Origin of the sequence: Arthrobacter sp. FW306-07-I (assembly GCF_021800405.1) — a bacterium.
In the GTDB taxonomy this organism is placed as follows: Bacteria; Actinomycetota; Actinomycetes; order Actinomycetales; family Micrococcaceae; genus Arthrobacter.
The window spans coordinates 1,257,585-1,282,545 of record NZ_CP084550.1; the positions used below are offsets into that span (position 1 = coordinate 1,257,585).

Annotated in this window: 22 protein-coding genes; 8 read left to right on the forward strand and 14 right to left on the reverse strand. The window is 66.1% G+C overall.

The features are described 5' to 3' along the window. The first annotated feature begins 99 nt into the window (after positions 1–99). The gene (locus LFT46_RS05865; protein WP_236801475.1) at positions 100–522 is read left to right on the forward strand and encodes a hypothetical protein; all 423 of its coding nucleotides are present in this window, start codon (positions 100–102) and stop codon (positions 520–522) included. A 30-nt stretch (positions 523–552) separates the two neighbouring features. On the opposite strand, the gene LFT46_RS05870 is transcribed toward LFT46_RS05865, so the two are convergent. Together LFT46_RS05870 and LFT46_RS05875 are read right to left on the reverse strand one after the other, a co-directional pair. Next, entirely contained in the window at positions 553–2,673 is a 2,121-nt protein-coding gene (locus LFT46_RS05870) for a putative bifunctional diguanylate cyclase/phosphodiesterase (RefSeq protein WP_236821561.1), read from the reverse strand. Positions 2,674–2,904: 231 nt separating this feature from the next. Beyond that, positions 2,905–3,174, reverse strand: coding sequence for a GlsB/YeaQ/YmgE family stress response membrane protein (locus tag LFT46_RS05875; protein WP_236801477.1), 270 nt, complete (start codon positions 3,172–3,174; stop codon positions 2,905–2,907). Between the two features lie 299 nt (positions 3,175–3,473). Here LFT46_RS05875 and LFT46_RS05880 point away from each other — a divergent pair, with 299 nt between their 5' ends. Next, positions 3,474–4,337, forward strand: coding sequence for an HAD hydrolase family protein (locus tag LFT46_RS05880; RefSeq protein WP_236801478.1), 864 nt, complete (start codon positions 3,474–3,476; stop codon positions 4,335–4,337). Between the two features lie 3 nt (positions 4,338–4,340). Here LFT46_RS05880 and LFT46_RS05885 read toward each other — a convergent pair whose 3' ends face one another. After that, a complete protein-coding gene (locus tag LFT46_RS05885) occupies positions 4,341–5,765 on the reverse strand; it encodes a UDP-glucose dehydrogenase family protein (RefSeq protein WP_236821562.1) in 1,425 nt (474 codons plus the stop codon). After that, the gene (locus LFT46_RS05890; protein ID WP_236821563.1) at positions 5,762–6,919 is read right to left on the reverse strand and encodes a glycosyltransferase family 4 protein; all 1,158 of its coding nucleotides are present in this window, start codon (positions 6,917–6,919) and stop codon (positions 5,762–5,764) included. Before LFT46_RS05890 ends, LFT46_RS05885 begins: the two co-directional genes overlap by 4 nt. A gap of 261 nt (positions 6,920–7,180) precedes the next feature. Between LFT46_RS05890 and LFT46_RS05895 the strand changes: the two genes are divergently transcribed. Both LFT46_RS05895 and LFT46_RS05900 read left to right on the forward strand, forming a co-directional pair. Then, positions 7,181–8,056 (forward strand): YsnF/AvaK domain-containing protein, encoded by an 876-nt coding sequence (locus LFT46_RS05895; protein WP_236801483.1) that lies wholly within the window; start codon positions 7,181–7,183, stop codon positions 8,054–8,056. 439 nt (positions 8,057–8,495) lie between these two features. Continuing rightward, positions 8,496–9,812, forward strand: a complete 1,317-nt coding sequence (locus LFT46_RS05900) for a cell division protein PerM (RefSeq protein ID WP_236821564.1) — start codon at positions 8,496–8,498, stop codon at positions 9,810–9,812. Between the two features lie 13 nt (positions 9,813–9,825). Here LFT46_RS05900 and LFT46_RS05905 read toward each other — a convergent pair whose 3' ends face one another. Next, complete coding sequence (locus tag LFT46_RS05905; RefSeq protein ID WP_236821565.1) at positions 9,826–10,254, reverse strand: hypothetical protein; 429 nt, start codon at positions 10,252–10,254, stop codon at positions 9,826–9,828. Between the two features lie 39 nt (positions 10,255–10,293). On the opposite strand from LFT46_RS05905, the gene purN reads away from it, so the two are divergent. Then, positions 10,294–10,884 (forward strand): phosphoribosylglycinamide formyltransferase, encoded by a 591-nt coding sequence (gene purN / locus LFT46_RS05910; protein ID WP_236821566.1) that lies wholly within the window; start codon positions 10,294–10,296, stop codon positions 10,882–10,884. Between the two features lie 215 nt (positions 10,885–11,099). On the opposite strand, the gene LFT46_RS05915 is transcribed toward purN, so the two are convergent. After that, on the reverse strand, positions 11,100–11,240 hold the full coding sequence (locus LFT46_RS05915) for a hypothetical protein (RefSeq protein ID WP_236801487.1): 141 nt from the start codon (positions 11,238–11,240) through the stop codon (positions 11,100–11,102). A gap of 215 nt (positions 11,241–11,455) precedes the next feature. Here LFT46_RS05915 and LFT46_RS05920 point away from each other — a divergent pair, with 215 nt between their 5' ends. After that, positions 11,456–11,749, forward strand: coding sequence for a hypothetical protein (locus LFT46_RS05920; protein ID WP_236821567.1), 294 nt, complete (start codon positions 11,456–11,458; stop codon positions 11,747–11,749). A gap of 91 nt (positions 11,750–11,840) precedes the next feature. Here LFT46_RS05920 and LFT46_RS05925 read toward each other — a convergent pair whose 3' ends face one another. After that, positions 11,841–13,193, reverse strand: a complete 1,353-nt coding sequence (locus LFT46_RS05925; RefSeq protein WP_236821568.1) for an MFS transporter — start codon at positions 13,191–13,193, stop codon at positions 11,841–11,843. A gap of 143 nt (positions 13,194–13,336) precedes the next feature. On the opposite strand from LFT46_RS05925, the gene purH reads away from it, so the two are divergent. Further along, entirely contained in the window at positions 13,337–15,022 is a 1,686-nt protein-coding gene (gene purH / locus LFT46_RS05930) for a bifunctional phosphoribosylaminoimidazolecarboxamide formyltransferase/IMP cyclohydrolase (protein ID WP_236821569.1), read from the forward strand. A 203-nt stretch (positions 15,023–15,225) separates the two neighbouring features. On the opposite strand, the gene LFT46_RS05935 is transcribed toward purH, so the two are convergent. Both LFT46_RS05935 and LFT46_RS05940 read right to left on the reverse strand, forming a co-directional pair. Then, a complete protein-coding gene (locus LFT46_RS05935) occupies positions 15,226–15,399 on the reverse strand; it encodes a hypothetical protein (protein ID WP_236801491.1) in 174 nt (57 codons plus the stop codon). Then, positions 15,383–16,351 carry a trypsin-like serine peptidase gene (locus tag LFT46_RS05940; RefSeq protein ID WP_236821570.1) on the reverse strand — a complete coding sequence of 323 codons (969 nt, stop codon included), beginning with the start codon at positions 16,349–16,351 and terminating at the stop codon, positions 15,383–15,385. The genes LFT46_RS05935 and LFT46_RS05940 overlap by 17 nt, the downstream gene beginning before the upstream one ends. A gap of 329 nt (positions 16,352–16,680) precedes the next feature. On the opposite strand from LFT46_RS05940, the gene LFT46_RS05945 reads away from it, so the two are divergent. Further along, a complete protein-coding gene (locus LFT46_RS05945; RefSeq protein ID WP_236821571.1) occupies positions 16,681–18,900 on the forward strand; it encodes an NADP-dependent isocitrate dehydrogenase in 2,220 nt (739 codons plus the stop codon). A gap of 98 nt (positions 18,901–18,998) precedes the next feature. Here the strand turns inward: LFT46_RS05945 and LFT46_RS05950 are convergent, their stop codons facing one another. From LFT46_RS05950 to LFT46_RS05970, 5 genes are all read right to left on the reverse strand, one after another. Beyond that, positions 18,999–19,502: a hypothetical protein gene (locus tag LFT46_RS05950; RefSeq protein WP_236821572.1), complete on the reverse strand. Its 504-nt coding sequence runs from the start codon at positions 19,500–19,502 to the stop codon at positions 18,999–19,001. Next, entirely contained in the window at positions 19,499–20,779 is a 1,281-nt protein-coding gene (locus LFT46_RS05955) for a serine/threonine-protein kinase (RefSeq protein WP_236821573.1), read from the reverse strand. The genes LFT46_RS05950 and LFT46_RS05955 overlap by 4 nt, the downstream gene beginning before the upstream one ends. A gap of 286 nt (positions 20,780–21,065) precedes the next feature. Continuing rightward, complete coding sequence (locus LFT46_RS05960) at positions 21,066–22,613, reverse strand: hypothetical protein (RefSeq protein ID WP_236821574.1); 1,548 nt, start codon at positions 22,611–22,613, stop codon at positions 21,066–21,068. Positions 22,614–22,702: 89 nt separating this feature from the next. Then, positions 22,703–23,680 carry a hypothetical protein gene (locus LFT46_RS05965; RefSeq protein ID WP_236821575.1) on the reverse strand — a complete coding sequence of 326 codons (978 nt, stop codon included), beginning with the start codon at positions 23,678–23,680 and terminating at the stop codon, positions 22,703–22,705. 206 nt (positions 23,681–23,886) lie between these two features. Further along, positions 23,887–24,957 carry a Gfo/Idh/MocA family protein gene (locus LFT46_RS05970; protein WP_236801500.1) on the reverse strand — a complete coding sequence of 357 codons (1,071 nt, stop codon included), beginning with the start codon at positions 24,955–24,957 and terminating at the stop codon, positions 23,887–23,889. Positions 24,958–24,961 lie beyond the last annotated feature (4 nt).

Below are 24,961 nucleotides of genomic sequence, written 5' to 3' on the forward strand. Positions count from 1 at the left end.
CACTCGCCGTGTCGTCTTACCCGGTTTCGCGCCGGCTGGGCCCCATACTTGTTTTTGAGCGGCTTTTGCCGATCCCCCCGGCCAGGCAGGAGGAAGTGCATGGAAACCCTGAAAAAAGTCGTGACCAACCAGTATTTCCCCGCCGGTGCCGTACTGACAGCGGTCCTGCTGTTCTGGATCGTCGGTCTGCTTGGCGGACTGTCCCTGCTCAACAACAACCAGCCGCCGCTGACCACGCTGACCTGGATGCTCTTCGTCTACGCGTCCGCCGTGCTGACCCCTCTCGCGGGGCTGTTCGCCGCCGCCGACCTCATCCGCCGCTGGCGCCGGAACCGCGCCGCCGCCACGGTGCCCGTGGCTTATGCGGCAGGCAGCACCGAACCTGCCGCGGACCACCTTGACGACGCGCTGCCATCGGACCCTGTCACTTCCGGTGCTCCCGAACCCGTTGAACCGGCACAGCCCAAGGCTTCCGCACCTGCGCCCACCAAGCGGCGGCCCGGCCGCAAGGAAGCAGCCTAACTCCCCAGCAGTCCCCGGAGCAGTCCTGCTTTACCGCCCCTTCAGGGCGTTGAGGGCCTCTTCGGCATGATGGAGCGCCTGGCCCAGCCGTTCGCCCGGTTCCGGTAGGGAAAACAGGTAGCCCTGCAGCGAATCGCATTCCAGCGCCGTCAGGTAGTCAGCCTGCACCGGCGTCTCTATTCCTTCGGCGGTGACGGTCAAGCCCAGGCTGTGCGCCATGTTGATCATGGAGCTGAGGATGGGCAGCCGTTCGTTGCCCGTCCGGACCATGGACACGAACGTCTTGTCGATCTTGACCGTGTCCACGGGCAGGTCCTGCAGCCGGCCCAGGGAGGAATAGCCGGTGCCGAAATCGTCCAGCGCCACCCGGGCGCCGGCGTCCCGCAGGGTGCTCAGCTGCTGGATCAGGTTGCAGTCGGCGTCGAAAAAGACACTCTCGGTGACTTCCATGACCAGCTGGTACGGCGCCACGCCGCTCGCCTCCGCCAGCCGCAGCACAGTTTCGGCGAAGTCCTGTTCCTGCAACTGGACGCCTGATACGTTGACGGCAAGGGAGCGCGAGGGATCTTCGCTGAGCCACCGTGCCAGTTGCACCATGCCGGTTGCCATCACTTCGGCCCCGATCTCCCCGATCAGCCCGGCGCGCTCGGCCAGTGGAATGAAGATCGACGGCGGCACCCGCTCGCCGCCGCGGTCCCACCTGGCCAGGGCCTCCAGCTGGACCACCTGCCCCATGCGAGGGGAAACGATCGGCTGGAAGTCCACAGTGATCTCGCCGCGCGGCACGGCGAGCTGCAGCCCGCTCTCCATGTGCGTGCGCTGCACCAGCGCCTGCATCATGTCCGGATGGAAGCGCAGGAACCGGTTCTTGCCTGCAGCTTTGGCCGCGTACATGGCAATGTCGGCGTGCCGCAGCAGTTCAGAGGGCCCCACGCTGTCCTGCCCCAGCGAGGCGATCCCCAAACTGAGGCTGGGCCGGAGGACGGTGCCGCCGATCGTAACGGGGACATGCAGGCAGCGCACGATGCAGGCGGCGATCGCATCCGCATCGGGACAGGCGGTCAGGAGCACCACGAATTCGTCGCCGCCCAGCCTGGCCACCACATCCGCTGTGGGGACGCAGCCGCGGAGCCGGCGGGCCACTTCGATAAGCATGTCGTCCCCGGCCTGGTGGCCAAGGATGTCATTGACTTCCTTGAAATCGTCCAGGTCAAGGAGCAGGACATCCACTGTTTTCAACCGGGGTTCCTGCAGCGCCTCGGCCAGGGCGTCGTTGAACACAGCCCTGTTCGCGAGCCCCGTCAGCGGATCCTGGAACGCCATGGCCCGGAGCTTCTCGGCCTGGACTGCGAGGTCCATCATGGCCCGGTGTGCCTGCTCCTGCGCTTTCCGGCGAGGCGTCACATCGCGGAAGCTCCACACCCGGCCCACGATCTTTTCGCCCACCCGCTGAGGGCGGGAATAGCGTTCGAAGGTACGCTCGTTACGCAGTTCCACCACGTCGTGGCTCTCAGCGGCCGGATTGTCCTGGAGTTCGCCCAGCCGCGCGGTGAACGGCACGGGATCTGCCACCTGCTCCATGACCAGCCGCAGCGCAGGCGCCTCGCTGTCCGCTTCCATAATTTCCGGCGGAAGGCTCCACATGGACAGGAACTGCTCGTTGAAGCCGGCCACCCGCCCGTCGATGCCCATAACCAGGATGCCGTCGGCGGTTGACTCAAGGGTGGCGGTCAGCAGCGACATCGCATCGCGCAGGTTTGCATCCGCTGCTTTGCGGTGTGCTGTTCCGCGTGCTGACAGCAGGAGTCGTGTGGACTGCGCCCGTCCGGCATCTGCCCCGCCTGGGTTGGCATCGGCGGCAGTCGTTTCCTGTCCGGGAAGGAGTGCCGCGGCCAGTTCCAGGGGAAATTCTGTCCCGTCTCCGCGCAGCCCGGCGATTTCCCTGGGCGGTGCTTGTTCCCCTGGCTGTGTGAGGATCTGGTGCAAAAGGTGGGCAACCTGGTCCCGGGAGCCGGCCGCGAAAAGCATCCGGTGGTCCAGGCCCGTGAAGGATTCCTGCTGAAGGCCAAACAGCCTTGCTGCCGCAACGTTGGCCGCCAGGACAGTGCCGTCCGCGCTCAAAGCCAGCAGCGCGTCCGGACTCGCGTCCATGACCACGCCGAAAGTTTGTAATGCCACATTGTTGCCACGGTTTGGAAAACCGGCCATTACACCACCCCTTCGCCATCATAAAGGCCAAGGCGGAAATGAGGCGTGAAAGCGGGACTGCAAATTGGCGCTGCGCAAAATTGGTTCTGCACCCGGCCCGGCGGGGGACGTGAGAAGCGCCGGCCTCCCTTTAGGAGTCCGGCGCTTCTTTTCTAATGGATTCTGGTGAAGCGGCTACGCCCGGCGGCCGCTGCGGTTGGTGACGGCGCCGTAGATCAGCAGCACGATGATCGAGCCGAGAATGGCCAGCAGCCAGGTCCTGATGTCGAAGAATTCCGCCAGGCCGCCGCCAAAGATCAGCGAGCCGATCCAGCCGCCCAGGATGGCCCCGACAACGCCCAGGACCATGGTCACAAGCCAGCCGCCACCTTGGCGGCCCGGCAGGATGGCCTTTGCAATGGCTCCAGCAATCAGGCCCAAAATGAGAAAACCGATAATGCCCATGTTGCCACTCCTTGTCAGTGAATTGTGCCGGGCCCCCATTTCCGGTGTGAACATTCAATCAGCAGGCTTACTATTCTGCAAGGCTTTGAATATCACAGGATGGCTGTCAGTTTCCGGCGGAAATGCGCACCTTACCTGCGGAGACGCCCGTGCAGGTCCTGCTCCTGCACTCCCCGGGTCTGCCGCCGAGGCCCATGAGACGCACATTTCCGTTGCCGTCCGGCGATGGTGGGACGTGCTGCCTGCTCTGTAGCCGCCGATAAGATGGCAAGTCCCGCAACAGACCAAGGAGCGCAGGCATGTCCAGCCCCACCGCCAGGCCCCGTGCCATTTTCCTCGACATCGACGGCACCTATGCAGACCACGGTCTCGCGCCGGAAGCGCATGTGGACGCCGTGCGGGCGGCGCGGAAACTGGGCCATCTGGTCTTTGTCTGCACCGGGCGCCCCTTGTCGATGGTCCCGGGCCACATCCTGGATGCCGGCTTTGACGGCACCATCACTGGTGCCGGCGCCAGGGTGGAGGTCAACGGTGAAGTCCTCAAGGACGCGCGGTTCGAGCCGGATCTCGCCGCGCGCATTGTGGAAATTCTGGACTCCCACAACGCCGCGTACATCCTGGAAGCTCCAGAGGCCCTGCACGGCCGCACGGGAGTGGACCGGCGGCTGCGGGAGGTGCTCGGCCCCATCTTCGCCGGACGTCCACAGCACGACGGGGTCCTCAGTACCGACGTGGATCCACTTGAGGACATCTTGGGCCCGATGCGGTACAGCGACGATCTCCGGGCCACGTCCTACGCCAAAATTTCGTGCTTCGACTCACCGGTCCCGCTGACCCGCCTGCTGGAAACCTTTGGCCCGGAAGTGGGGCTGATTCCCAGCTCCCTATCGGCACTGGGCGAGCGGGCGGGGGAGATCTTCATGGCCGGCACGCACAAGGCCGTAGGCATCCAGGTAGTGCAGGCCCGGCTCAGGTTGGACCGAGCGGACATCGTTGCCATCGGCGACAGCGCCAACGACATCGAAATGCTGGAATACGCGGGCGTGGGCATTGCCGTGGAGGGCGGCCACCCGGCCGTTCTGGCAGTGGCGGACAGGGTCACCGCGCCGCCTGCCGGCAACGGTGTGGCGCTGGCCTTCGCGGAGTTGGGGCTCCTGGGCTAGCCCTCAGCGTCCCCCGGGCGCGGAGTTCAACGTACCGGTGCCCACAGTGCCCGCGCCCAGGGCGCCCGTGGCCACAGTGCCCAGGGCTCCAACGGAGGTGCCCAGGCCGCGCACCATCCAGCCCTCCTCCTGCCAGGCCCCTGCATCCAGCACGTTCCGCGCGTCCAGGACCACCCGCCGTCGTACCAGCTGCCCGGCGAGGGCGGGGCTCAGCCGCCGGTATTCGTCCCATTCGGTGAGCAGCAGCACCAACTCGGCGTCCTGGAGCGCCTTCTCGGTGGAGGCCTCGAAACGGAGGCGCGGGTAGCGCCGCCATGCAAGGTTCACCGCTTTGGGGTCCGTGACCGTCACGTGGGCCCCGGCAGCGGCCAGCCGGTCCGCCACGTCCAGGGCGGGGGAGTCGCGGATGTCATCGGTGTCGGGCTTGAAGGAGGCGCCCAGGACGGTGACTGAGCGGCCAGATAACGCTCCGCCGCACAGCTCCGCCGCGAGCCTGACCGTCCGCTCCCGCTGGCCAAGGTTCACGTTGTCCACCAGGCGCATCCACTCCTCCACGGCGGATACGCCCAGCGTTGCCGCCTGTGTGCGGAAGCTGCGGATGTCCTTGGGCAGGCAGCCACCGCCGAAGCCCAGGCCGGCATGCAGGTACCGGCCCCCGATCCTGGGGTCCAGCCCCATAGCTGCGCTGAGTTCGCCCACGTCCGCGCCGACGGCATCGCACAGTTCCGCCACCGCGTTGATGAAGCTGACTTTGGTGGCCAGGTACGCGTTGGCGGCGGACTTGATGAGTTCGGCCGTGGCGGAACTGCACACCAGGCGGGGGATTCCGGCGGCCAGCAGCGGTTCGTAGACGGCATCCAGTACAGCCGTCACCCCCATCGGGCTACCGGTGGCGGGATTGAAGGCGCCGGACCGGCCGCCCTCGACGCCGTACACCAGCCGGTCCGGCACCAACGAGTCCTTCACGGCCGTGCCCTGCCGCAGGAATTCAGGGTTCCACCCGAGCAGCACGTCCGGCCGCGGCGCCAGGATGGCGCCCAGCAGGTCCACCGTGCCAACGGGGACAGTGGATTTGCCCACGACGACGGCGCCCGCGGCCAGGTGCGGCAGCAGTGCTTCCGTTGCGGAGACCAGGAAGGTGAGGTCGGCGGCGTCGGACGTCTTTTCCTGCGGCGTCCCCACGCAGAGGAAGTGCACCTGTGCATCCTTGGCGTCCGCCGGGTCGGTGGAGAACCGCAGCCTCCCGGTGGTGCGGCCGTCCTCGAGGAGTTCGTCCAGCCCGGGCTCGTGGAACGGCGCGCTGCCCTGCGCCAGCTGCCGCACTTTGCCGGGATCCACGTCGATGCCCACCACAGTGTGGCCCATGGATGCCAGTGTTGCCGCGTGGACCGCGCCCAGGTAGCCGCAGCCGATCACAGATATCTTCACCACTTGGCTCCCTTGGAGTTGATCGAGCTTGCCGCCATTGGAACGGCAGCGATGGCCTCTTCGTAGTGGTGGATCAGTTCTGAGCACAGGGCCCGCCAGGTCCTGTCCTGCACCGAGGCGTGCGCGGCTGTCGCGAAGGCCCGGCGCTTGGCGTCGTCGCCCACCAGGTCCTGCACCCGGACGCGCATGGCTGAGAGGTCACCCGGTTCATAGAGCCACCCGGTGCGGGAATTTTCCACCAGGTCCAGCGGGCCGCCCCGGCCCGTGGCCACCACCGGCACGCCCGATGCCATGGCCTCCTGGATGGTCTGGCAGAAGGTCTCAAACTCGCCCGGATGGACGAACAGATCGAAGGATGCCACCGCCCTGGCCAGTTCCTCACCGCCCAGGAAGCCGGTGAACAGTGCGTCGGGCAGTGCCGCTTCAAGAGCGTTGCGCTGGGGTCCGTCCCCTACAATCACCAGCCGTGTATTGGACATGCCGGCGAGGGCCGCGAGGTCTTCCACCTGCTTTTCGGCGGCAAGCCTGCCCACGTACCCGATGATCCGTTCACCGTTGGGGGCCACCGAAGCCCGCCAGCCGTCGTCGCGCTTTTCGGGCGAGAACCGCGCGGTATCCACACCACGGCGCCACATCCGCACCCGCGGGATGCCCCGCCCGCGCAACTGGTTCAGCGCGAACGTGGAGGGCGCCAGGGTGCGCGTGGCCAGCAGGTGGATGTGCTCCACCCTGGCCCAGGCCCAGTTCTCGAGGAAGGGGACGCCGTAGCGCGCGGCGTAGCCGGGGACCTCTGTCTGGTACACGGCCACAGTGGGAATCCCCAACTGGCTCGCAGCCTGTGCCGCACGCCATCCCAGCACGAAGGGAGAGGCAAGATGCACAACGTCAGGCGCGTACTCGGCAAGGATTCGCTTGACCCGGTACACACCACCCAACGCCACCCTGACATTCGTGTAGCCGGCCAGCGGAACCGCCGGAAGCCTGTGCACCTCAGCACCATTGACATGGCTGGCTGCCCCACCGTCATGGGCGGACGGGGCGATGACCAGGACATCGTCACCCCGCTCCTGCAGATGGTCCAGGACCCGCAAAATTGAGTGCGTGACACCGTTCATCAACGGCAAAAATGATTCGGCGACGATTGCGATCCTCACCCCTCAACCGTGGGCTCCTCCCTTGAAATGACGGGGGAGAAAGCATGACCCGGAGGAGAAGGACGGGTGAACAGATGCACCCGGGTCCTAAAAAAATTACTAAGTAGGCTTGGCATTTGATGCTAAGCATGCTTACGGTAGTGGGGCAGTCAGCGCAGAGCCTCAAGCAGCCGGGGCCGGAAGCCGGACGTCGGGAGATTGCCCCGGTCCGGGATATCCACTGCTGGCAGACCCAGTGCAACGACAATCCAAGGAGACGTCATGCTTAACAGGGAAAACCTTGAAAACCTGCTCACTAAGGGCGGCAACGTCGTCGGTTCCGACGGTTCGAAAATCGGATCGCTCGGCCAGCTGTACGCAGATGACGACACGGGTGAGCCCACATGGGTCACTGTGAAGACGGGCCTTTTCGGCACGTCCGAGTCCTTCGTGCCGGTTGAGGGCGCACACGAACAGGGTGAGGACCTGGTGGTTCCCTACAGCAAGGAACACGTCAAGGATGCTCCCCGCGTGGACGCCGACGGCCACCTCAGCCCCGAGGAAGAGGACCGGCTCTACACCTACTACGACCGCAACGGTGCACGGACCTACACCGAGGCAACCTCCGGTTACTCGGCTTCCGACGTTGCCAGCTCCGGAACCAGGACCGACGCCGACCTGCAGGGCGATGCCGACCTGAACGCAGGCACCCCCACGGCAGGCATCCGCTCCGAGCGCGATACCGAGTCCCGCGGAGCCGTTGGCCACGACACCTCGGGCCCCACAACGGACGACGCCATGACGCGGTCCGAGGAACAGCTGCACGTGGGCACGGAACGTGAAGCCACGGGCCGGGCACGGCTGCGGAAGTACGTCACCACCGAGAACGTCACCAAGACCATCCCGGTGGAGCGCGAAGAGGTCCGGATCGAGCGTGAGCCCATCACGGACGCCAACCGGGGTGCCGCCCTCGACGGCCCTGCCATCAGCGAAGAAGAGCACGAAGTGGTCCTCCACGAGGAGCGCCCGGTGGTGGAGAAGGAAGCCGTCCCCGTGGAGCGCGTCCGGCTGGACAAGGAAACCGTCCGCGACGACGTCACGGTGAACGAGGAAGTCCGCAAGGAACACATCGACACCGACGGCGACAACCGCCGCTGATAAAAGCGGGGGACCTGGTCCCTTGTTCCCCTGGGCAGGCTCATTGAGCAGCAGCCCTGACACGGTGAACGGCGCCGGGAGCCTACTTGGAGGCTCCCGGCGCCGTATCGTTTTAAGGTGCTGGTGCAGCCGCGCTGCTAGCGTTGACTGCACCAGCCAGTAGGACGAATATCTTCAGAACTTACGGTTCATCTCTCATTCGCGGCTCCTGTTTTCCCGGCTTACGACAATCCGGGTCCATTGCCGGCACTACCAAGCGCGGCGGCCAGCAGAAATCGCAGTACCCCCTCGGCAGGGCGGCAGGTGTTGGTTTCTACCAATTTTACGGCCGTGCCCCCTAAAAAGCGCCGCCCCTTGTCGCATTTGCCGGATGATCAGTGCTGCCGGCGAGCCTGTCGTTCGCCGGCACGGCACGCCCTCCGTGACACCATGGAACACGATGAAACTGCGCGCTGATCAGACCGGAAACCGTGGCCTTCCCATGCCGTTGTGGCTGCAAGGTGCCCTTGAAACGGCGCAGGCGGCGATAATCTCCGCGCTGGTGGTGGTGGCGCCCATCGTTGCCGTGTGGGCCACCGCCGGCTTCCAGAACGGACAGTTCGAGGTCTTGGCCAGGCTTGCCGGCCAGTCCTGGCTCCTGGTCCATGGCGTGCCGTTGGGGCTTGCCGGCGCCGGTCCCGAGGCAGCCACCCACGGCGGGTCCGGCACGCTGAGCCTGATTCCCCTGGGCCTGACCCTTATCCCGTTCCTGCTGGCCTGGCGCGCCGGCCGCAGGCTGGCCCGCGCCTCCTACACGGACCAGCTGTGGCAGGCGCTGCTGGGGTCATGGTTGGTCTATGCCGCCTTCGGCGCGGCCACCGGGTTTGTTTGCCGCACTGCCGACGTCATCATCAATCTTTGGTACGCCCTGCTGATTCCCCTGATTCCGTACGCAGTGGGCATGGTGATCGGAGCGCGGCGGGAAGCGGGTTCGTGGAGCCGGCTCATCGGCGTCGATGCCGTGGACTGGATTTCGCGCACCAGCCAGCATTCCCGCTGGGCCGGCTCGTACTTCGCATCTGTGGCGAAAGCCGGATTCGTGGCTGTGATGTCCGCCCTCACCCTGGCGGCCGCGCTCCTGGCAATCGACCTGTTCATCCACTGGAACCTCGTGGTCTCCGTCTACGAAGCGCTCGACGCCGGCCCGGTGGGAGGCGCGGCCCTCACCGTCGCACAGCTTGGCTTCCTGCCCAACCTCGTCGTCTTTGCCCTCGCCTGGACGTCCGGCGCCGGTTTCGCCATGGGAGCCGGCTCCCAGGTGGGTCCGCTGGCCACCGCCGTCGGACCGCTCCCTTCCATCCCCGTCCTGGCCGCCATCCCCTCAGGACCCCTGGACTACGCTTTGGTGGCCCTGGTGGTTCCGGTGCTGGCAGGAGTCATGGCCGGATGGTGGTTCCTGCGGGAGGGCGAAAACCACTTCGACGAATGGCTCGCCATCAAGATCCACGCCCGCTGGTTCACAGCCAGCGCTTCCACCCTGGTGCTCGCAGTCCTGGCCGGGCTGGGCGCCGGAGTGCTGACCGCGGGCTTGGCGTGGATCGCCAGGGGCTCAGCCGGCCTCGGCCGGCTGACCGCCATCGGGCCCGACCCGCTGTGGACGGGACTTTGGGTGGCCGCCGAGGTGGGCATCGGCGTCGTTATTGGCTATGCGGCCGGACCGTGGCTGGAGCGGGAGAAGGGCAGCACCGCGGAACGGGACGCGGAGTTGGTCCACTAGGACCCTGGCCCCGCTAGCGCATCTTTGTCGGCAGGACGTCCTGGAACTGGACCATGCAGGCATGGGTAGCCCGGTCCGTCAGCGCCCGGCCAAGGCAGGCCTGGCATTCGCGCACCTGGTCGTACAGGACCAAGGTGGTGACAATCAGCAGCACCATGACAGCTGCAACCACCAGGCCGGAAATGGTCCCAAAGAGGACCAACTTGGATTCCCTCAACCGGATGGCCCGCACCAGCAGGACAACGCCCAGGACCAGGCCAACGGCGGTGAGCACTGTTGTCAGCCATAGGTAGCCGACATCCAACTGGTATACGAAGAAGGCGCCCAGGACCGAGACGACAAACATCCGGAACAGGGTGCGGGTCTTGGCGAGGGAGGCCTTGGCTGCCTCGCTGAGCGGGGGTTTGACCTGCTGCCCGCCCCGGCCCGGTTCGCTGTTCATGTTTTCCAGCGTACGCGAGCGTGCACCTAAGCTGGACCAATGCGTATCGTCGTCCTCGTTTCCGGAACCGGGTCCAACCTCCAGGCCGTCATTGACGCCGTCAAGGCGGGGGAGCTCGATGTGGAAATCACAGCGGTGGGCGCTGACCGTGAGGGGACGTTCGGCGTCGAACGCTCTGCTGCCGCCGGCATCCCCACCTTTGTGGTGGACTTCAAGGCCTACCCGGAACGCGCCGACTGGAACGCGGCGCTCACCGACGCCGTGGCCGCGTACAAGCCGGACGTCGTGGTCTCCTCCGGGTTCATGCGGATCGTCAGCCCAAGCTTCATCGACGCCTTCAACGGCAGGTACCTCAACACCCACCCCGCACTGCTCCCGGCATTTCCCGGGGCCCACGGCGTGCGCGACGCGATGGCGTACGGGGTGAAAGTCACCGGCTGCACCGTGCACTGGGCCGACGCCGGCGTGGACACGGGCCCTATCATCGCCCAGGAAGCGGTGGCTATCGAGGACTCCGACACCGAGGAGACCCTGCACGAGCGCATCAAGGTGGTGGAGCGCCGGCTCCTGGTCTCCACCCTGGCCGCGCTCGCCGCAGACCCCGCCTACTCCGCGTCCTCTCCCAACTAGCTCGCAGTTGTTGTCGTTTTGAGCACTCAAAACGACAACAACTGCCAGCCACTTGGTCTTCGGTGTTGCTGCCTGTGGATAACCGCGGCGGCACGCGAAAGGGTTTGCGATTATGGTCGCGTGAAGACGCCTCGTCCCCTTCCCGCCGAGATTGCCCGGACACCCTTTACGTTTCAGGAAGCGGTCGGCGCCGGAGTAACCCTTAGGCGCCTCCGTCACGCAGCGCTGGACTCACCCAGCCGCGGAATCAGGGTGCCGCATTGCGGCTCCTCGCCCGGGCCAATGGAAACACTCGGGCCTGAGGCTTTGAGGCCGTTTACGACGATTACTGCGTTCTCGGCTGCTTCCCATGCCACAGCCTTCAGCTTCTGGGATTTTCCGGGTTTTCTACCCGGTCAAAGGGACCCGCTCGTCCACATTTCCCGTCCGGACACGATGGCTATTCCCCGGCGCAGGGGGGGGGCGTGGGGCACATGGGACAGTTCTTCGACGACGAGATCGTGTGCGTAGCGGGGGTGAGCAGGCGCGGGTTGGCGCCGACTCTGCACCTGAGACGCGCTTAAGGCTGGCGTTGGAATTCGCAGGCCTTCCCGAACCGCAACTGAACGTGCTCACAGAGCTGGGCGGCGGCGTCGTGCGCCAGCCTGACCTGGGCTACCCGCGTCACCGCGTTGCTGTGGAGTATGACGGCGAAGTGCATTCTTCCCCGGAACAGGTCGTCCGTGACATCGCCCGTGAGGAGGACTTCCTGCGGGCGGGCTGGCTCCTAGTCAGGATCTCCAAACGGCATATGGGAGACGCGGGCAGGGCGGCCGTCTCGAAAGTACGCCGCGCGCTTCTCAGCAGAGGCTGGTCGCCCGACTAGCTCCAGGACAGTTGACCAAGTAGCTCGCATTTGTTGTCGTTTTCGGGGTCCTAAACGACAACAAGTGCGAGTCAGTTGGGAAGGGAAGCCGCTACTGCAGGCGGCGCTGGCGGGTTTCGGGGGAGAAGAACGCCATCCACAGCACTGCTGCCAGGACCAGGGCCCCTGCCAGCGCAAAGGACGTGGCCAACCCGAGTTCGGGCCAAAAGTAGTTGGCGAAAATCAGCGGCCCAAAGCCTGCGCCCAGCCGGGAGAACGTGGAGGCCCAGCCGAAGCCGGTGCCCCGCAGTTCGGTGGGGTAGAGCTCAGAGACGTACGCGTACAGGACCGGGATGGCCACCTGCACCACGAACCCGAACACCAGCAGCCAGAACACCGCGGCGGTGGGGATGTCCACCACGAACGCCACGATCACCAGGGTCAGCGCCGACAGGGGACCCGTGATGGCAAGAATCCATTTGCGGCCCACCCGCTCCACCAGGAGGGCGGCCACCACCACGCCCAGGAATCCGACGGCGGCGATGGAGGCAGTGGTGACGAAGGCCTTGTACTCGGCGAAGCCGGCGCCGATCAGAATCCGGGGCATCCACGTCAGGGACAGGTAGTAGACCAGCAGGATGCTGAAGAACAGGGCCCAGGCGGCCGTGGTGATCTTCCAGTTGAACTGCCACACGGAGCGCAGTTGGGTCCAGGCGCTGCCGGCGGAGAGCCGTGGCACGTCTTTGGCATCGGGGAGGCTGTACGCCCGGGGTTCGGCGCCGGTGGCTTCCACCAGCCCGTCGATGATCCGGGCCGCTTCCTCCCGGCGGCCTTTCCGGATGAGGAACAGCGGGGACTCCGGCACACTCCTCCGGACCCAGAACACCAGGAGTGCAGGCAGGACCATCACCAGCATGGTCAGGCGCCAGTCGCCGGAGAGGGCCACCAGCCCTGCCGAGACGAAGCCGGCCAGGGCAGCACCTACCGGCCACCAGCCATCCATTGCGGTCAGCACCTTCCCGCGCTGCTTCCGCGGGGTGAACTCACCCACCAGGGCGTAATCCACTGGAATGCAACCGCCCAGGCCAAAGCCTGCCATGAACCGGAAGACGCAGAACCAGATGAAGTCGGGGGCGAACGCGCCCAGCACCGTAAACACCGAGAACAGCAGCAGCGTGGCCGTGAAGGCCTTCTTCCGCCCCACCGTGTCCGCGATGGTTCCCCAGATGAACGCGCCCAGGGCCATGCCGATCAGGTTGGACGTGCCCACCCATGCGGCCTCGCCGGCGGAGAGGGACCAGTGCTTCGAAAGCAACGGAATCAGGATGCCGTTCAGGGTCACATCCCAGGCATCGAACATGAAGCCGAGGCCGCCCACAAGGAAGATTCTGCCCTGGACTTTCCATCGCCAGGGCAGTTCCTGGACCACCTGTTCGCCGCTGGGCACAGTGGTGTAAGTATTCATCGCCGCCTCCTGCTGAAAACTTTAGCCCGGCCCCAGCGCGTTCACACTCCGGCTGACACGCGGGGCAAGCGCGCCCATCGCGATAAACTGGCCCTATCCCCACCAACCGCGGCCTTGTTCCGCGAGATAAGACGGAGACATTTGTGAGCTTCACGCAGCATGAACGCGTATCCATTGACCGTGTACCCATCCGCCGGGCCCTGATCTCGGTCTACGACAAAACCGGTCTGGAGGAGCTCGCCAAGGGCCTGCACGCTGCCGGTGTAAAGCTCGTCTCCACCGGCTCCACGGCCAAGAAGATCGCCGCCGCGGGCATCCCCGTGCAGGAGGTGGAGGAGGTCACCGGTTCACCCGAAATGCTGGACGGCCGCGTCAAGACGCTGCACCCGCGCGTCCACGGCGGTATCCTGGCAGACCGCCGCGTCCCGGCCCACATGGAAACCCTCGCCAGCATGGACATCGAGGCCTTCGACCTGGTGGTGGTGAACCTCTACCCGTTCGTCGAGACGGTCAAGTCCGGCGCCGCCCAGGACGACGTGGTGGAGCAGATCGACATCGGAGGCCCCGCCATGGTGCGCTCGGCAGCCAAGAACCATGCCGCCGTCGCCATTGTGGTCGACCCCTCCTTCTACGGCCAGGTCGTGGAGGCCGCCGCCGCCGGCGGCTTCGACCTGAAGACCCGCCGCCGCCTCGCCGCCAAGGCATTCGCGCACACCGCCGCATACGACAACGCGGTGGCCACCTGGACCGCCAGCCAGTTCCTGGACGAGGACGGCGACGGCGTCATCGACTGGCCCGCCTACGCCGGGCTGTCGCTGGAACGCTCAGAGGTGCTGCGCTACGGCGAGAACCCGCACCAGCAGGCCGCACTGTACGTGGACAAGGCTGCGCCGATGGGCATCGCCCAGGCGGACCAGCTGCACGGCAAGGCCATGAGCTACAACAACTTCGTTGACGCCGACGCCGCCCTGCGCGCCGCCTACGACTTTGCCGAGCCCGCCGTCGCCATCATCAAGCACGCCAACCCCTGCGGCGTGGCCGTCGGTTCCGCCGATGCTGCGGACCCCATCGCCGACGCGCACGCCAAGGCCCACGCCTGCGATCCCGTCTCCGCATTCGGTGGCGTCATCGCAGCCAACCGCACCGTGACCGCGGGCATGGCCAACACCGTCAAGGACATCTTCACCGAGGTGGTCATCGCCCCCGGCTTCGAGCCCGAGGCCGTGGAGATCCTCTCCAAGAAGAAGAACATCCGCCTGCTCGCCCTGCCCGAGGGCTACGGCCGCTACCCCACGGAGTTCCGCCAGGTCTCCGGCGGCATGCTGGTCCAGGTCACCGACAAGGTGGACGCCGACGGCGACAACCCCGCCAACTGGACCCTCGCCGCGGGTGAAGCCGCGGACGAGAAGACGCTCGCGGACCTCGCCTTCGCCTGGACCGCCTGCCGGGCCGCGAAGTCCAACGCCATCCTCCTTGCCGAGGACGGGGCCGCGGTGGGCATCGGTATGGGCCAGGTCAACCGCCTGGACTCCTGCCGCCTGGCCGTGGAGCGGGCCAACACCCTGGGCGTCACCGTGGAGTCCGACGTCGAAGGTGCGGGCGGTGCCTCCAACGCAAGCGGTAGCGGCGCACCGGAGCGGGCACGCGGTGCCGTGGCGGCCTCCGACGCGTTCTTCCCGTTCGCTGACGGCCTGCAGATCCTGATCGACGCCGGCGTCCGGGCCGTGGTCCAGCCCGGCGGATCAGTCCGCGACGAAGAGGTGATCGCGGCAGCGAACGCGGCCGGCATCACCATGTACTTCACCGGGGCGCGCCACTTCTTCCACTAATCCCCACCGCCGCCCTAGCCTCGCTGGCGCTCGGCCAGGGAACCCGGGCGGCGTGGGCCCACCCACCCACCCATCGGTTGCTGAGTAGTTGTCGTTTTCCGTCGTGAAAACGACAACTACGGAGCAGTGGATGGTGGTTAAACAGACGACGGCGCCCGCCCCCTTCAGAAGGGGACGGGCGCCGTCGTCTTGGTTGTTGCTGCTTAGTCCTGGTCAGCCGGGCGTGGGGCGGGCTTGGGAAGGCGGATCTCCCGGGGCTTGGCTTCCGCCATCCGCTCCTTGGTCCAGTACTCGAGGACTTCCTCAGGCGACTGGGTCAGGTCGACGTGGCTGACGGGATCCTTGTCCGCGTCCGGCGTCCTAGGATTTTGCTGCACGTTTGAAGGTGTCCTGGATAACCGAGCCCCAGTAGGGGCCGTACATCACGGGGGAGCCGTTGTAGCCGTAGCTGTTGATGGAGTTCTGGACGCCATCGGAGTCGACGCCGATGAACCACGGGCCGCCCGAAGAACCGCCGGTCATGTCGCAGGGGATCCCCTGGGTGGCGAACTGCGGGTTGTTGGGGTCAGCCGTGGCCTTGCCGGTGCAGCTCCACAGCGTTTCGCCGTTGAAGGGTGCGGCGGCGGGGTAGCCGTAGGACGTGTAGGTGAGGCCGCGGGCCTGGTTGAAGGCGGTGCCCGAGCCGCCGACGACGTCGGTCAGCAGGTCGCCGTTGCTGTCCGGGGCTACGACGGCGAAGCCCGTGTCATAGGTCATGTCGCCGTTGTTGACCCACTGGGTGGGGGCGTACAGGGCCTTGGCGGCCCACTTGCCATACGGCGCGTTGCCGTTCTCGTATTCGGGGACGAAGATGAAGTTGGTGGCGTAAGCCCCAGGGCCTTCGTTGACGCAGTGCCCGGCGGTGGCCACTGTACTTCTGTTCGCTGACGTAACGGCGTTGCCGGAGCACACGTAGTTGGCGCCCCCCAGGGTGAAGAACACCTTGCCGATGTGCGAGACGGGGTCCTCGCTCTTGGCGATCGTGGGCTTGCCCTTGGTTCCCTTGGTGGTGGCGGGCTTGCCCTTTTCCACGAGGAGCGCGCTGGAGCGGTTGCCTCGTTCAAGTGCCTTGCCGGCCAGCGTGTCGCCGGTGACGGCACTCCGCATGCGCTCGGGAGTCCAGTAGTCTGCAGAGCCCCCAGCGTCGACAGTGACGCTGGCGACGGACGGGTTTGCCTTCCCGTCGGAGGGGGCCGGTGCGGCCGTGGCCCCGCCGGCGGAAGCGAGAGCCAGTACGGCGGCCGCCGAGAGAGTGAGGAGGCCGGAGGCCAGAGACCGGGTGCGTGTCATTGGTGTCCTGTCTGAACGGGGTTGGGCCCGGGATCGGGAGTGACTCAGCGAACTTATCGTTACCAGACAATTTTGTACACAGTAGTGAGATATCAGAAAAGCGACTTAGGGCCCTTCCAGCGGCTCCTGATGGTGGGAAGGGCCGACGGCGGGCTGGGCACCCGGGTGCCCAGCCCGCCGTCGTGCGTTCTCCATCGCTGTAATCCTGCTCTCACCGGGGTAATGCGGGGCCCTGTTAAGGTTTGAAGTGGCGTCCTCGGGTAAGTTGTACATGGTGAAATAGACCGAATTTTTCACAACCAAGCCGACCCACAGGGAGACGCCCGCGCATGTCCAAGATTATCTACACCCACACCGACGAAGCGCCGATGCTGGCTACCTATTCGTTCCTGCCCATCATCGAGGCATTCGCTTCGACTGCAGGTGTGGAGGTGGAGACCCGCGACATTTCGCTCGCCGGCCGCATCATCGCCGTCTTCGGTGACTACCTGACCCCCGAGCAGCAGATCGGTGACGCCCTTGCTGAACTCGGTGAGCTGGCGAAGACGCCGGAAGCCAACATCATCAAGCTGCCCAACATCAGCGCCTCCATCCCGCAGCTGAAGGCCGCCATTGCAGAGCTGCAGGGCCAGGGCTACGCACTGCCGGACTACCCGGACAACCCGTCTTCGGATGAGGAAACTGCCATCCGCTCGCGCTACGACAAGATCAAGGGCTCCGCCGTGAACCCGGTCCTGCGTGAAGGCAACTCGGACCGCCGTGCACCGCTGTCCGTCAAGAACTACGCCCGCCAGAACCCGCACTCCATGGGTGCCTGGACCCCGGACTCCAAGACCAACGTGGCCACGATGGGCCAGGACGACTTCCGCTCCAACGAGAAGTCCGTAGTCATCGAGAATGAGGGCACCATCTCCATCCAGCTGGTCCGCGAGGACGGCTCCGTCAAGGTCCTGAAGAAGGCCTTCCCGGTCCTGGCCGGCGAGGTCATCGACGGCACGGTCATGCGCGCTGCCGCCCTGGACGAGTTCCTGAAGGCCCAGGTGGCCCGCGCCAAGGAAGAAGGCGTGCTGTTCTCAGCCCACCTGAAGGCCACCATGATGAAGGTCTCCGACCCCATCATCTTCGGCCACGTGGTGAAGGCCTACTTCTCCGAACTGTTCGCGACCTACGGCAAGCAGCTCTCCGCCGCCGGCATCAGCCCCAACAACGGCCTTGCCGCCATCCTGAGCAGCCTCGAGGACCTGCCCGCGGATGTCCGCGAAGGCGTCCAGAACCTGATCAAGAAGGGCCTCGAAGACGGCCCCGCCCTGGCCATGGTGGACTCGGACAAGGGCATCACCACCCTGAACGTCCCCAGCGACGTCATCGTGGACGCCTCCATGCCTGCCATGATCCGCAGCTCCGGCCACATGTGGGGCCCGGACGGCAAGGAAGCCGACACCCTGGCTGTCCTGCCGGACAGCTCCTACGCCGGCATCTACCAGGTGGTTATCGACGACTGCCGCGCCAACGGCGCCTACGATCCCACCACGATGGGCACGGTGCCCAACGTTGGCCTCATGGCGCAGGCAGCCGAGGAATACGGCAGCCACGACAAGACCTTCGAAATCCAGGAAGCCGGCAAGGTGCAGGTGGTGGACGGCTCCGGCAACGTCCTGATCGAACACGAAGTTTCCGAGGGCGACATCTGGCGCGCCTGCCAGACCAAGGACCTCCCCATCCGCGACTGGGTGAAGCTGGCCGTCACCCGGGCACGCGCCTCCCAGACCCCCGCCGTGTTCTGGCTGGACGAGGACCGCGCCCACGACGCCAACCTCATCACCAAGGTCAACGAGTACCTGAAGGAGCACGACACCGAGGGCCTGGACATCCAGATCATGGCCCCCGTCAAGGCCATCGCCTTCACCCTGGAGCGTATCCGGAAGGGCGAGGACACCATCTCCGTCACGGGCAACGTGCTCCGCGACTACCTCACGGACCTGTTCCCCATCCTGGAATTGGGCACCAGCGCCAAGATGCTCTCCGTTGTTCCGCTGATGAACGGCGGCGGGCTGTTCGAGACCGGTGCAGGCGGCTCCGCCCCCAAGCACGTCCAGCAGCTGCTGAAGGAAAACCACCTCCGCTGGGACAGCCTGGGCGAGTTCCTGGCCCTGGCCGTCAGCTTCGAGCACCTGGCCACCACCACGGGCAACGCCCGCGCCCAGGTCCTGGCCGACACCCTGGACCGCGCCACCGGCACGTTCCTGCTGGAGAACAAGTCCCCGAGCCGCCGCGCGGGGGAGCTGGACAACCGAGGCAGCCACTACTTCCTGGCCCGCTACTGGGCTGAAGAGCTGGCCAAGCAGACGGACGACGCCGAGCTGGCCGCCGCGTTCAGCACGGTCGCCAATGAGCTTTCCTCCAAGGAAGAAACCATCGTGGGCGAGCTGGCCGAGGTCCAGGGCTCACCCGTGGACATCGGGGGCTACTACCACCCGGAGGACGCCAAGGCTTCCGCAGTGATGCGTCCTTCCGCCACCCTTAACAAGGTCATCGCCAGCCTGAGCTAGCGGCGGGCTGCTGCAGCAGCTGTGGTGAGAAAGAAGCGGGGCTCCGGATAATCTTCCGGAGCCCCGCTTTTTTGTATATCGGTACGTTGAGCGCAGGCTCAGTTCTTGCCTTTGCCTTTGTCGTTGTTGTTTTTGCCGGAGGCCGGGCCGTTGCTGCCCGAACTGCCTTGGGCTGGTGCCGGCGCAGGAGCCGGCTGGACTGGGGCGGGCGCGGCGCTTTGCGCTGCCTGTTCAGCAGCGATGCGAGCATCTTCGGATGCCTTCGCAGCCGCCGCTTTCTGGGCCGCGAGGATGTCGTTGAGGTCTGCGCGGACAGCGGTAGCCACCGTGGTGATGCTGCGGCGCCGCTCCTCGGAAACCTGGCCCTTTGCCTGGGCCGCCGAGAGGTCCGCCTCAAGACCGGCGAGTGCCTGCAGCGCCGATTCCGGATCGTTTTGCGACGACGCCTGGGTCACTTCCAGGACCCGAGCCTGGAGTTGGGTGGCGGCTTCGCGCTGCAGACCGTTCCCGGGAGCCGCGCACGCGCTAAGGAAGCCCGCCGCGATCAGTGCCGCTGAGCACGCCAGCAACAGCCGGTTCGGAGGTGCCTGCAGCAGGGTCACGGTTCCACGCTCTTTTGAAGTTCCTGGAGATGGTCACCCAGAACGCCGGTCACCGTGGGGTAGGGCACGACGTCGGTCGGTCGGGCGGAAATGCTCATCATCACCGCTGCGGCGGCCGCGGCGATCACCAGGATACCGAGTACGACGGCCAGCCAGATGCGCTGCGTCCGGGACAAGCGCGGCTTCCTGGAGGTCTTGGCGGCGGCTGGGCTGGTTGCCGCCGCACCGGAAGCAGACGGTGTCGTGGCTTGCGGGGCGGGGGTTCGCTCAAACGGCTGTGAGGATGACAGGGGAGAAATAGCCCCGGTGGCCCCTGCCGCATCCCGCACTTCGTCCACTGATTCTTCGGCAGTGATGGTGGGCGGGTGGAAGGGCATCGCGGGAAGCACCCGGGTGGTTTCGGGGGCCAGTTCTCCGGGCGTTGACGCCGGGGAAACCAGGGCCTGGCGCAGCGCCGTCTCAATGTCCGCAGCCGTCGGCCGCTCCAGCGGCTCGATGGCCGTCATGGAACGGATGAGGTCCGCCCATTCGGCGGGGACGTCGTCGGGGATCTCCGGAGCGCGGTGAAGCCGGGCAACAGCTGATTCCACGGCACTGCCCGGGTACTCCACCGTGCCCTTGATGCACTCCAGCAGCACCAGGCCAAGGGAATAGATGTCCGTGGCCGATGAGAGGGGTTTGCCGAGGGCCTGCTCGGGGCTGAGGTAGGCGGCCGTGCCCACCATGGTGCCCGTGGCCGTGAGCCGGGTGGAATCGACGATCCTGGCGATGCCGAAGTCCGTGAGTTTGGGCCGCAGCGGCTCGCCCGGCCGGATCTGCACCAGGAGGATGTTCCCCGGCTTGATGTCGCGGTGGATGATGCCGAGGCCATGGACGTAAGCCAGGGCGTCGGCGATCCCTGCACCGATCACTGACAGCTCTTCATAGGGCACGCGGCTGTGGCGAATACGGCTGCGCAGGTCCTGGCCCTCCACGAGTTCCATGGTGAGGAAGGGACGGGGTTCATCCGGAAGGCGGTCATCGATGCCGGCGTCGAAGAGCGTCACCAGGCCGGGGTGGTTCAGGGTGGCCAGGAGTTGGATCTCCGCTTCCTGCCGCTTCAGTTCGTCCGCATCCGGAGCCTGCGGCGCGAATAGCTTCAGCGCGACGTCGCGGCCCAGGTTTTCATCCCGGGCAGAGTAAACCGAGGACATCCCCCCACGGCCTATTACGTCACCCAAACGATAGCGACCGCCGACAACTTCATTCTTGATGGAGCTAGGCGATTCCGCCACCATGACCGTTCCTCCCGGTGCGCTGCGGCACTGATGTACCTCAAATTATACTGGCGGGACCGTCGAACCAGCGATTGACCTAGGCTTTCACGTTGCGACACGCCGACGGTCCGGCGGCGGTTTGAATCACTTCCGCCACCGGACCATTGGCTACAAGGACACGTGTGCTGAAGACGTGTTTTGTACTGTTCCTACGTTTCCGGGTCGTTGTCCTCCTTCCGTCAGCCCGCGGAGTGCTGCCACTTCAAGCGCACGGGTGCGGGCGTTTCTGTGCTGTCTTTGAAGCGCTTTACGACACCTTCCGCCTGCGGAGCATCAGGAATCCCCCGGCCAGGAGCAGCAGCGCCAGGGGAACCAGAGTTCCGTCCCAGCCCGTGTTGGCGAGGCCGGTGTGGCCCATGCCCGTGGTGGCAAGGGCGGAATTGCCGTTCGCCGGGGTGCTGCGGGGAGCCGTAACAGTGGCGATGGTGCCGCTGACTGCCGTGGAGCCTGCCGGTGCCGCCGAGAAGCCGCCGTTACCGGTGCCGCCATTCATGCCGGTGGAATCATCACCCGTGGCCGTTCCACCGTTGTCTGCGGTGTTGTCCGAACCCGGGGTGCTGGCACCGGGATCTGCGGTTCCGGGATCAAGCGTCCCGGTGTCACCGGTGGTGCCGTCACCCGGGGTGGTGGTACCAGGGTCGGTGGTGCCGGGAGTGCCTGTGCTGGTGTCGCCCCCGAGTCCCAGGCCAATGCCGAGGTCGATTACAGCGTCCAACCCGCCGTTGCCAACGGTTCCGGTGCCCGAATCAGCGCCAAGGTCTACAACCGCGTCAACTCCGGCTGCCGTGTCACCGGTAGTGAGGCCGCCGAGGCCGAGGTTGATGTCGGCTGCGGCTGCCACATCGGCGGTGCCCGCGGTGGTGCCGTCGTTGGTGAGGCCGCCGAGGCCGAGGTTGATGTCGGCTGCGGCTGCCACATCGGCGGTGCCCGCGGTGGTGCCGTCGTTGGTGAGGCCGCCGAGGCCGAGGTTGATGTCGGCTGCGGCTGCCACATCGGCGGTGCCGGTGGATGCGGGATCGGTGAGGCCGCCGAGGCCAAGGTTGACGTCGGCTGCGGCTGCCACATCGGCGGTGCCCGCGGTGGTGCCGTCGTTGGTGAGGCCGCCGAGGCCGAGGTTGATGTCGGCTGCGGCTGCCACGTCGGTGGTTGCCGGGTCCGTGGTGAGCCCGCCGAGGCCGAGGTTCACGGCTGCGTCGACGGCGAGGTCGGCGGTGGTGCCTTCGGTGGTTCCGGTGCCGGGATCGGTGATGCCGCCGAGGCCGAGGTTGATGTCGGCTGCGGCTGCCACGTCAGTGGTGCCGGTGGATGCGGGATCGGTGAGGCCGCCGAGGCCAAGGTTGACGTCGGCTGCGGCTGCCACATCGGCGGTGCCCGCGGTGGTGCCGTCGTTGGTGAGGCCGCCCAGACCGAGGTTGATGTCGGCTGCGGCTGCCACATCGGTGGTTGCCGGGTCCGTGGTGAGCCCGCCGAGGCCGAGGTTCACGGCTGCGTCGACGGCGAGATTCGCCGTGGTGCCGTCCGTCGCCCCTGTACTGGTGCCGGGATCGGTGATGCCGCCGAGGCCGAGGTTGACGTCCACTGCGGCGGCGACACCGGTTGGACCGGCCGGCGTTGGGTCACCCAGCAGGCCCAACGACGACGAGTCAGCGGGTGCCGCCGCCGAGATGAGGGCGGAAGCGGACAAGTCCGTTCCGCTGGTGGTGGTGTCCGCGGCCTCTGCCGCAGCGCAGCCGAGGGCCAGAAGACCGCCGGCAAAGAGGGTGCTAAGCAGCCCCCTGCGAAGGGTGCAGTTCATGATGCTTACTCCTGAAAGTTGATGTTGTCCGGCGCTGGTCAGCTGCCGGCATAGCCACGTGCTGCCCATGAACGGGCAGGGGGCATCAACTAGTCAGGAGAAGAACCGGGGTCGAAGGACACCGGCGCAGGAAGGTGCTCAGAGGTATCCCCGGCAAGGACCGCGCAGGGAAGTATGAAATCGACGTCGAAGGTGCTCAGCCATGCGGCGGCACTGGACGGGCCGCCTGACGACGTACCGCTGCCCGTGCCGGATCCCGGGGCGGCAGGAACGTTTGCAGTCAGCGGTGCCGGGCCAACGGGAAGAGGCTCATCCGCGACGGAGTCACCAAGTCCCGCTATTTCCGATTGCAGAACGGACGTTCCAGCGAGTCCAGCAGCCCCCCGGGCTTCCGGGATTGCGCCGCTGGCTGCTGACGATGCATCGGCCAACGCCAGAGCGTCCTGATCAACGTCGGTTGCTGCCTGCAGGGCGCCAGCTGATGCTTCCGCCGCAGCAGGAGCAGGAGTTTCCGTAGCCGGAGGCCCTGCCTGGACCGCTTCAAGTGGCTGCTGGAGCTCAACCCCCTGTTGGGGAAGCGGAACGGGCAGCGGAGCGGCGCCGGTCAGAAGATCGGAAACGGGCTGGAGTACCGGTTCGAGCGCAGGAACAGCCTCGGCTGCAGGCTCTACGACAACCTGCACGACGCCGGACGTCACGCCGTCGGCGACGTCAACAAGGGGAGCCGAAACAGTGGAGACGGTTCCCGCAGGAAGCACTTGGTCCACCGCCGGAACGGAGGCGATGAGGTTGTCCGCAAGTCCGGAAACCTGGGTCACCATGGGCTGCAACAGCCCGGGGGTTGCCGCCGGGCCGGCCGGGGAACTCAAAGGAGCCGGTGAAGCGGCGTCCGCCAGATCATGGGTCAAGGATGAAACCGAGCTGGTGACCCCGCCGATAAGGGACGAAGAGTCGGGGCCGGCGTCAGCGGAAGCAGCCGTGGAAGAAAGCGTCAGCCAGGTCACTGCGGCGGCTCCGGCAAGAAGCGCCGGGCGCAGGGCACGCCATGGCGAACTCATATGAGCCATGCGTACCACCCCCCAGTGACCGGTGCAATCGATGCCCCTAAATACTAAGACTGCTTATTGGCGGAAGTCCAGAGAAAGCCTAAAGGGACTTTACAAATGGAGGGCACACGCTCGAAAGGCGTCAAGAGACAAGACAACCGGTCACGTAGCTGACACGGACTCCGCAAGCTGCAACACCGACGTCGTACGTCCTCTTCTGAAGCTCTCTAATGCCTGTCATTGGGGTAGGTGACTCCAAGCTGAGCGCGCACACCGTCGAAAAGGCGCATGGTGTTCAGCGTGTCCTCAAGGGGCATTACCGGGCTCTCGGTCAATCCCTGCTGGACGCACCTCATCACCTCGCGCAGCTCGTAGGCGTACCCCTTTCCCACAACGTCGAAGGTTTCCGTCCGGCGGTCCTCCCAGCCCTTGGCGATGAGGAGCTCGCCCGGATTGTTGATGGAGCCCACGCTCTGCAGGAAGCCAAGGCTTCCCGCCACGGTAGCCGTGCGCGGGCCGTGGGCCAGGAGCGAGGAGGTGAGCTGGACCTGGGCGGCGTGGTCGTAGCCGAGCGTCATGACGTTCTGCGCGTCCACGCCGTCGTCATTGACCACACCCGTGGCGCTGACGGTTTGCGGGAAGCCGAGCGTGCCGAGCGCCCACAAGAGCGGGTACACGGACAGATCCAGCAGGGCCCCGCCGCCGTCCTTGCGGGCCCACAGCCTGGCAGTGGGGGAGTACGGAGCCGGAAAGCCGAGGTCTGCCGTGACCCAGTGGATCTCGCCGAGTTCTCCAGAGGCGGCGATCTGGAAAGCCCGTTGCATCGACGGCAGGAACCGGCTCCAGACCGCCTCCATCAGGAACAGCTTCCTGCTGCGCGCAACGTCGATGAGCTCGGCTGCTTCGCGCGCATTGATGGTGAAAGCCTTCTCGCAGAGCACATGCTTGCCGGCGTTGAGGGCGGCGAGGACTATCTCATGGTGCTGTGCGTGCGGCGTGGCAACGTACACCACATCCACGGCGTCATCAGCCAGCAGCCGCTGGTAGCCGGGCACACCGCCGTCGTCCCCGTACGCCTTGGCGAAGTCGTAGGCCACGGCGAAAGCGTCGGCCGTGTCCTGGGTCCTGGAACTGACCGCGTACAGCTCGGCATCTTCCAGCAGTGCCAGATCCTGTGAGACCGCGCGGGCGATGCTGCCGGTTGCAATGATTCCCCAGCGCAGCGGAGCCCCGGTTGCGGAGCGCGGATCCTGGTTGGGCTGGCTGGACAGCCACGGCGTGGCGATGGGAGCAGTCATAGCT

What these genes read in the sequence shown, in the direction of transcription:
- LFT46_RS05865 (WP_236801475.1), top strand. Translation starts at nt 100, where the DNA reads ATGGAAACCCTGAAAAAAGTCGTGACCAACCAGTATTTCCCCGCCGGT.
- LFT46_RS05870 (WP_236821561.1), bottom strand. Translation starts at nt 2,673, where the DNA reads ATGGACGCGAGTCCGGACGCGCTGCTGGCTTTGAGCGCGGACGGCACT.
- LFT46_RS05875 (WP_236801477.1), bottom strand. Translation starts at nt 3,174, where the DNA reads ATGGGCATTATCGGTTTTCTCATTTTGGGCCTGATTGCTGGAGCCATT.
- LFT46_RS05880 (WP_236801478.1), top strand. Translation starts at nt 3,474, where the DNA reads ATGTCCAGCCCCACCGCCAGGCCCCGTGCCATTTTCCTCGACATCGAC.
- LFT46_RS05895 (WP_236801483.1), top strand. Translation starts at nt 7,181, where the DNA reads ATGCTTAACAGGGAAAACCTTGAAAACCTGCTCACTAAGGGCGGCAAC.
- LFT46_RS05900 (WP_236821564.1), top strand. Translation starts at nt 8,496, where the DNA reads ATGAAACTGCGCGCTGATCAGACCGGAAACCGTGGCCTTCCCATGCCG.
- LFT46_RS05905 (WP_236821565.1), bottom strand. Translation starts at nt 10,254, where the DNA reads ATGAACAGCGAACCGGGCCGGGGCGGGCAGCAGGTCAAACCCCCGCTC.
- purN (WP_236821566.1), top strand. Translation starts at nt 10,294, where the DNA reads ATGCGTATCGTCGTCCTCGTTTCCGGAACCGGGTCCAACCTCCAGGCC.
- LFT46_RS05925 (WP_236821568.1), bottom strand. Translation starts at nt 13,193, where the DNA reads ATGAATACTTACACCACTGTGCCCAGCGGCGAACAGGTGGTCCAGGAA.
- LFT46_RS05940 (WP_236821570.1), bottom strand. Translation starts at nt 16,351, where the DNA reads ATGACACGCACCCGGTCTCTGGCCTCCGGCCTCCTCACTCTCTCGGCG.
- LFT46_RS05945 (WP_236821571.1), top strand. Translation starts at nt 16,681, where the DNA reads ATGTCCAAGATTATCTACACCCACACCGACGAAGCGCCGATGCTGGCT.
- LFT46_RS05955 (WP_236821573.1), bottom strand. Translation starts at nt 20,779, where the DNA reads ATGGTGGCGGAATCGCCTAGCTCCATCAAGAATGAAGTTGTCGGCGGT.
- LFT46_RS05960 (WP_236821574.1), bottom strand. Translation starts at nt 22,613, where the DNA reads ATGAACTGCACCCTTCGCAGGGGGCTGCTTAGCACCCTCTTTGCCGGC.
- LFT46_RS05965 (WP_236821575.1), bottom strand. Translation starts at nt 23,680, where the DNA reads ATGGCTCATATGAGTTCGCCATGGCGTGCCCTGCGCCCGGCGCTTCTT.
- LFT46_RS05970 (WP_236801500.1), bottom strand. Translation starts at nt 24,957, where the DNA reads ATGACTGCTCCCATCGCCACGCCGTGGCTGTCCAGCCAGCCCAACCAG.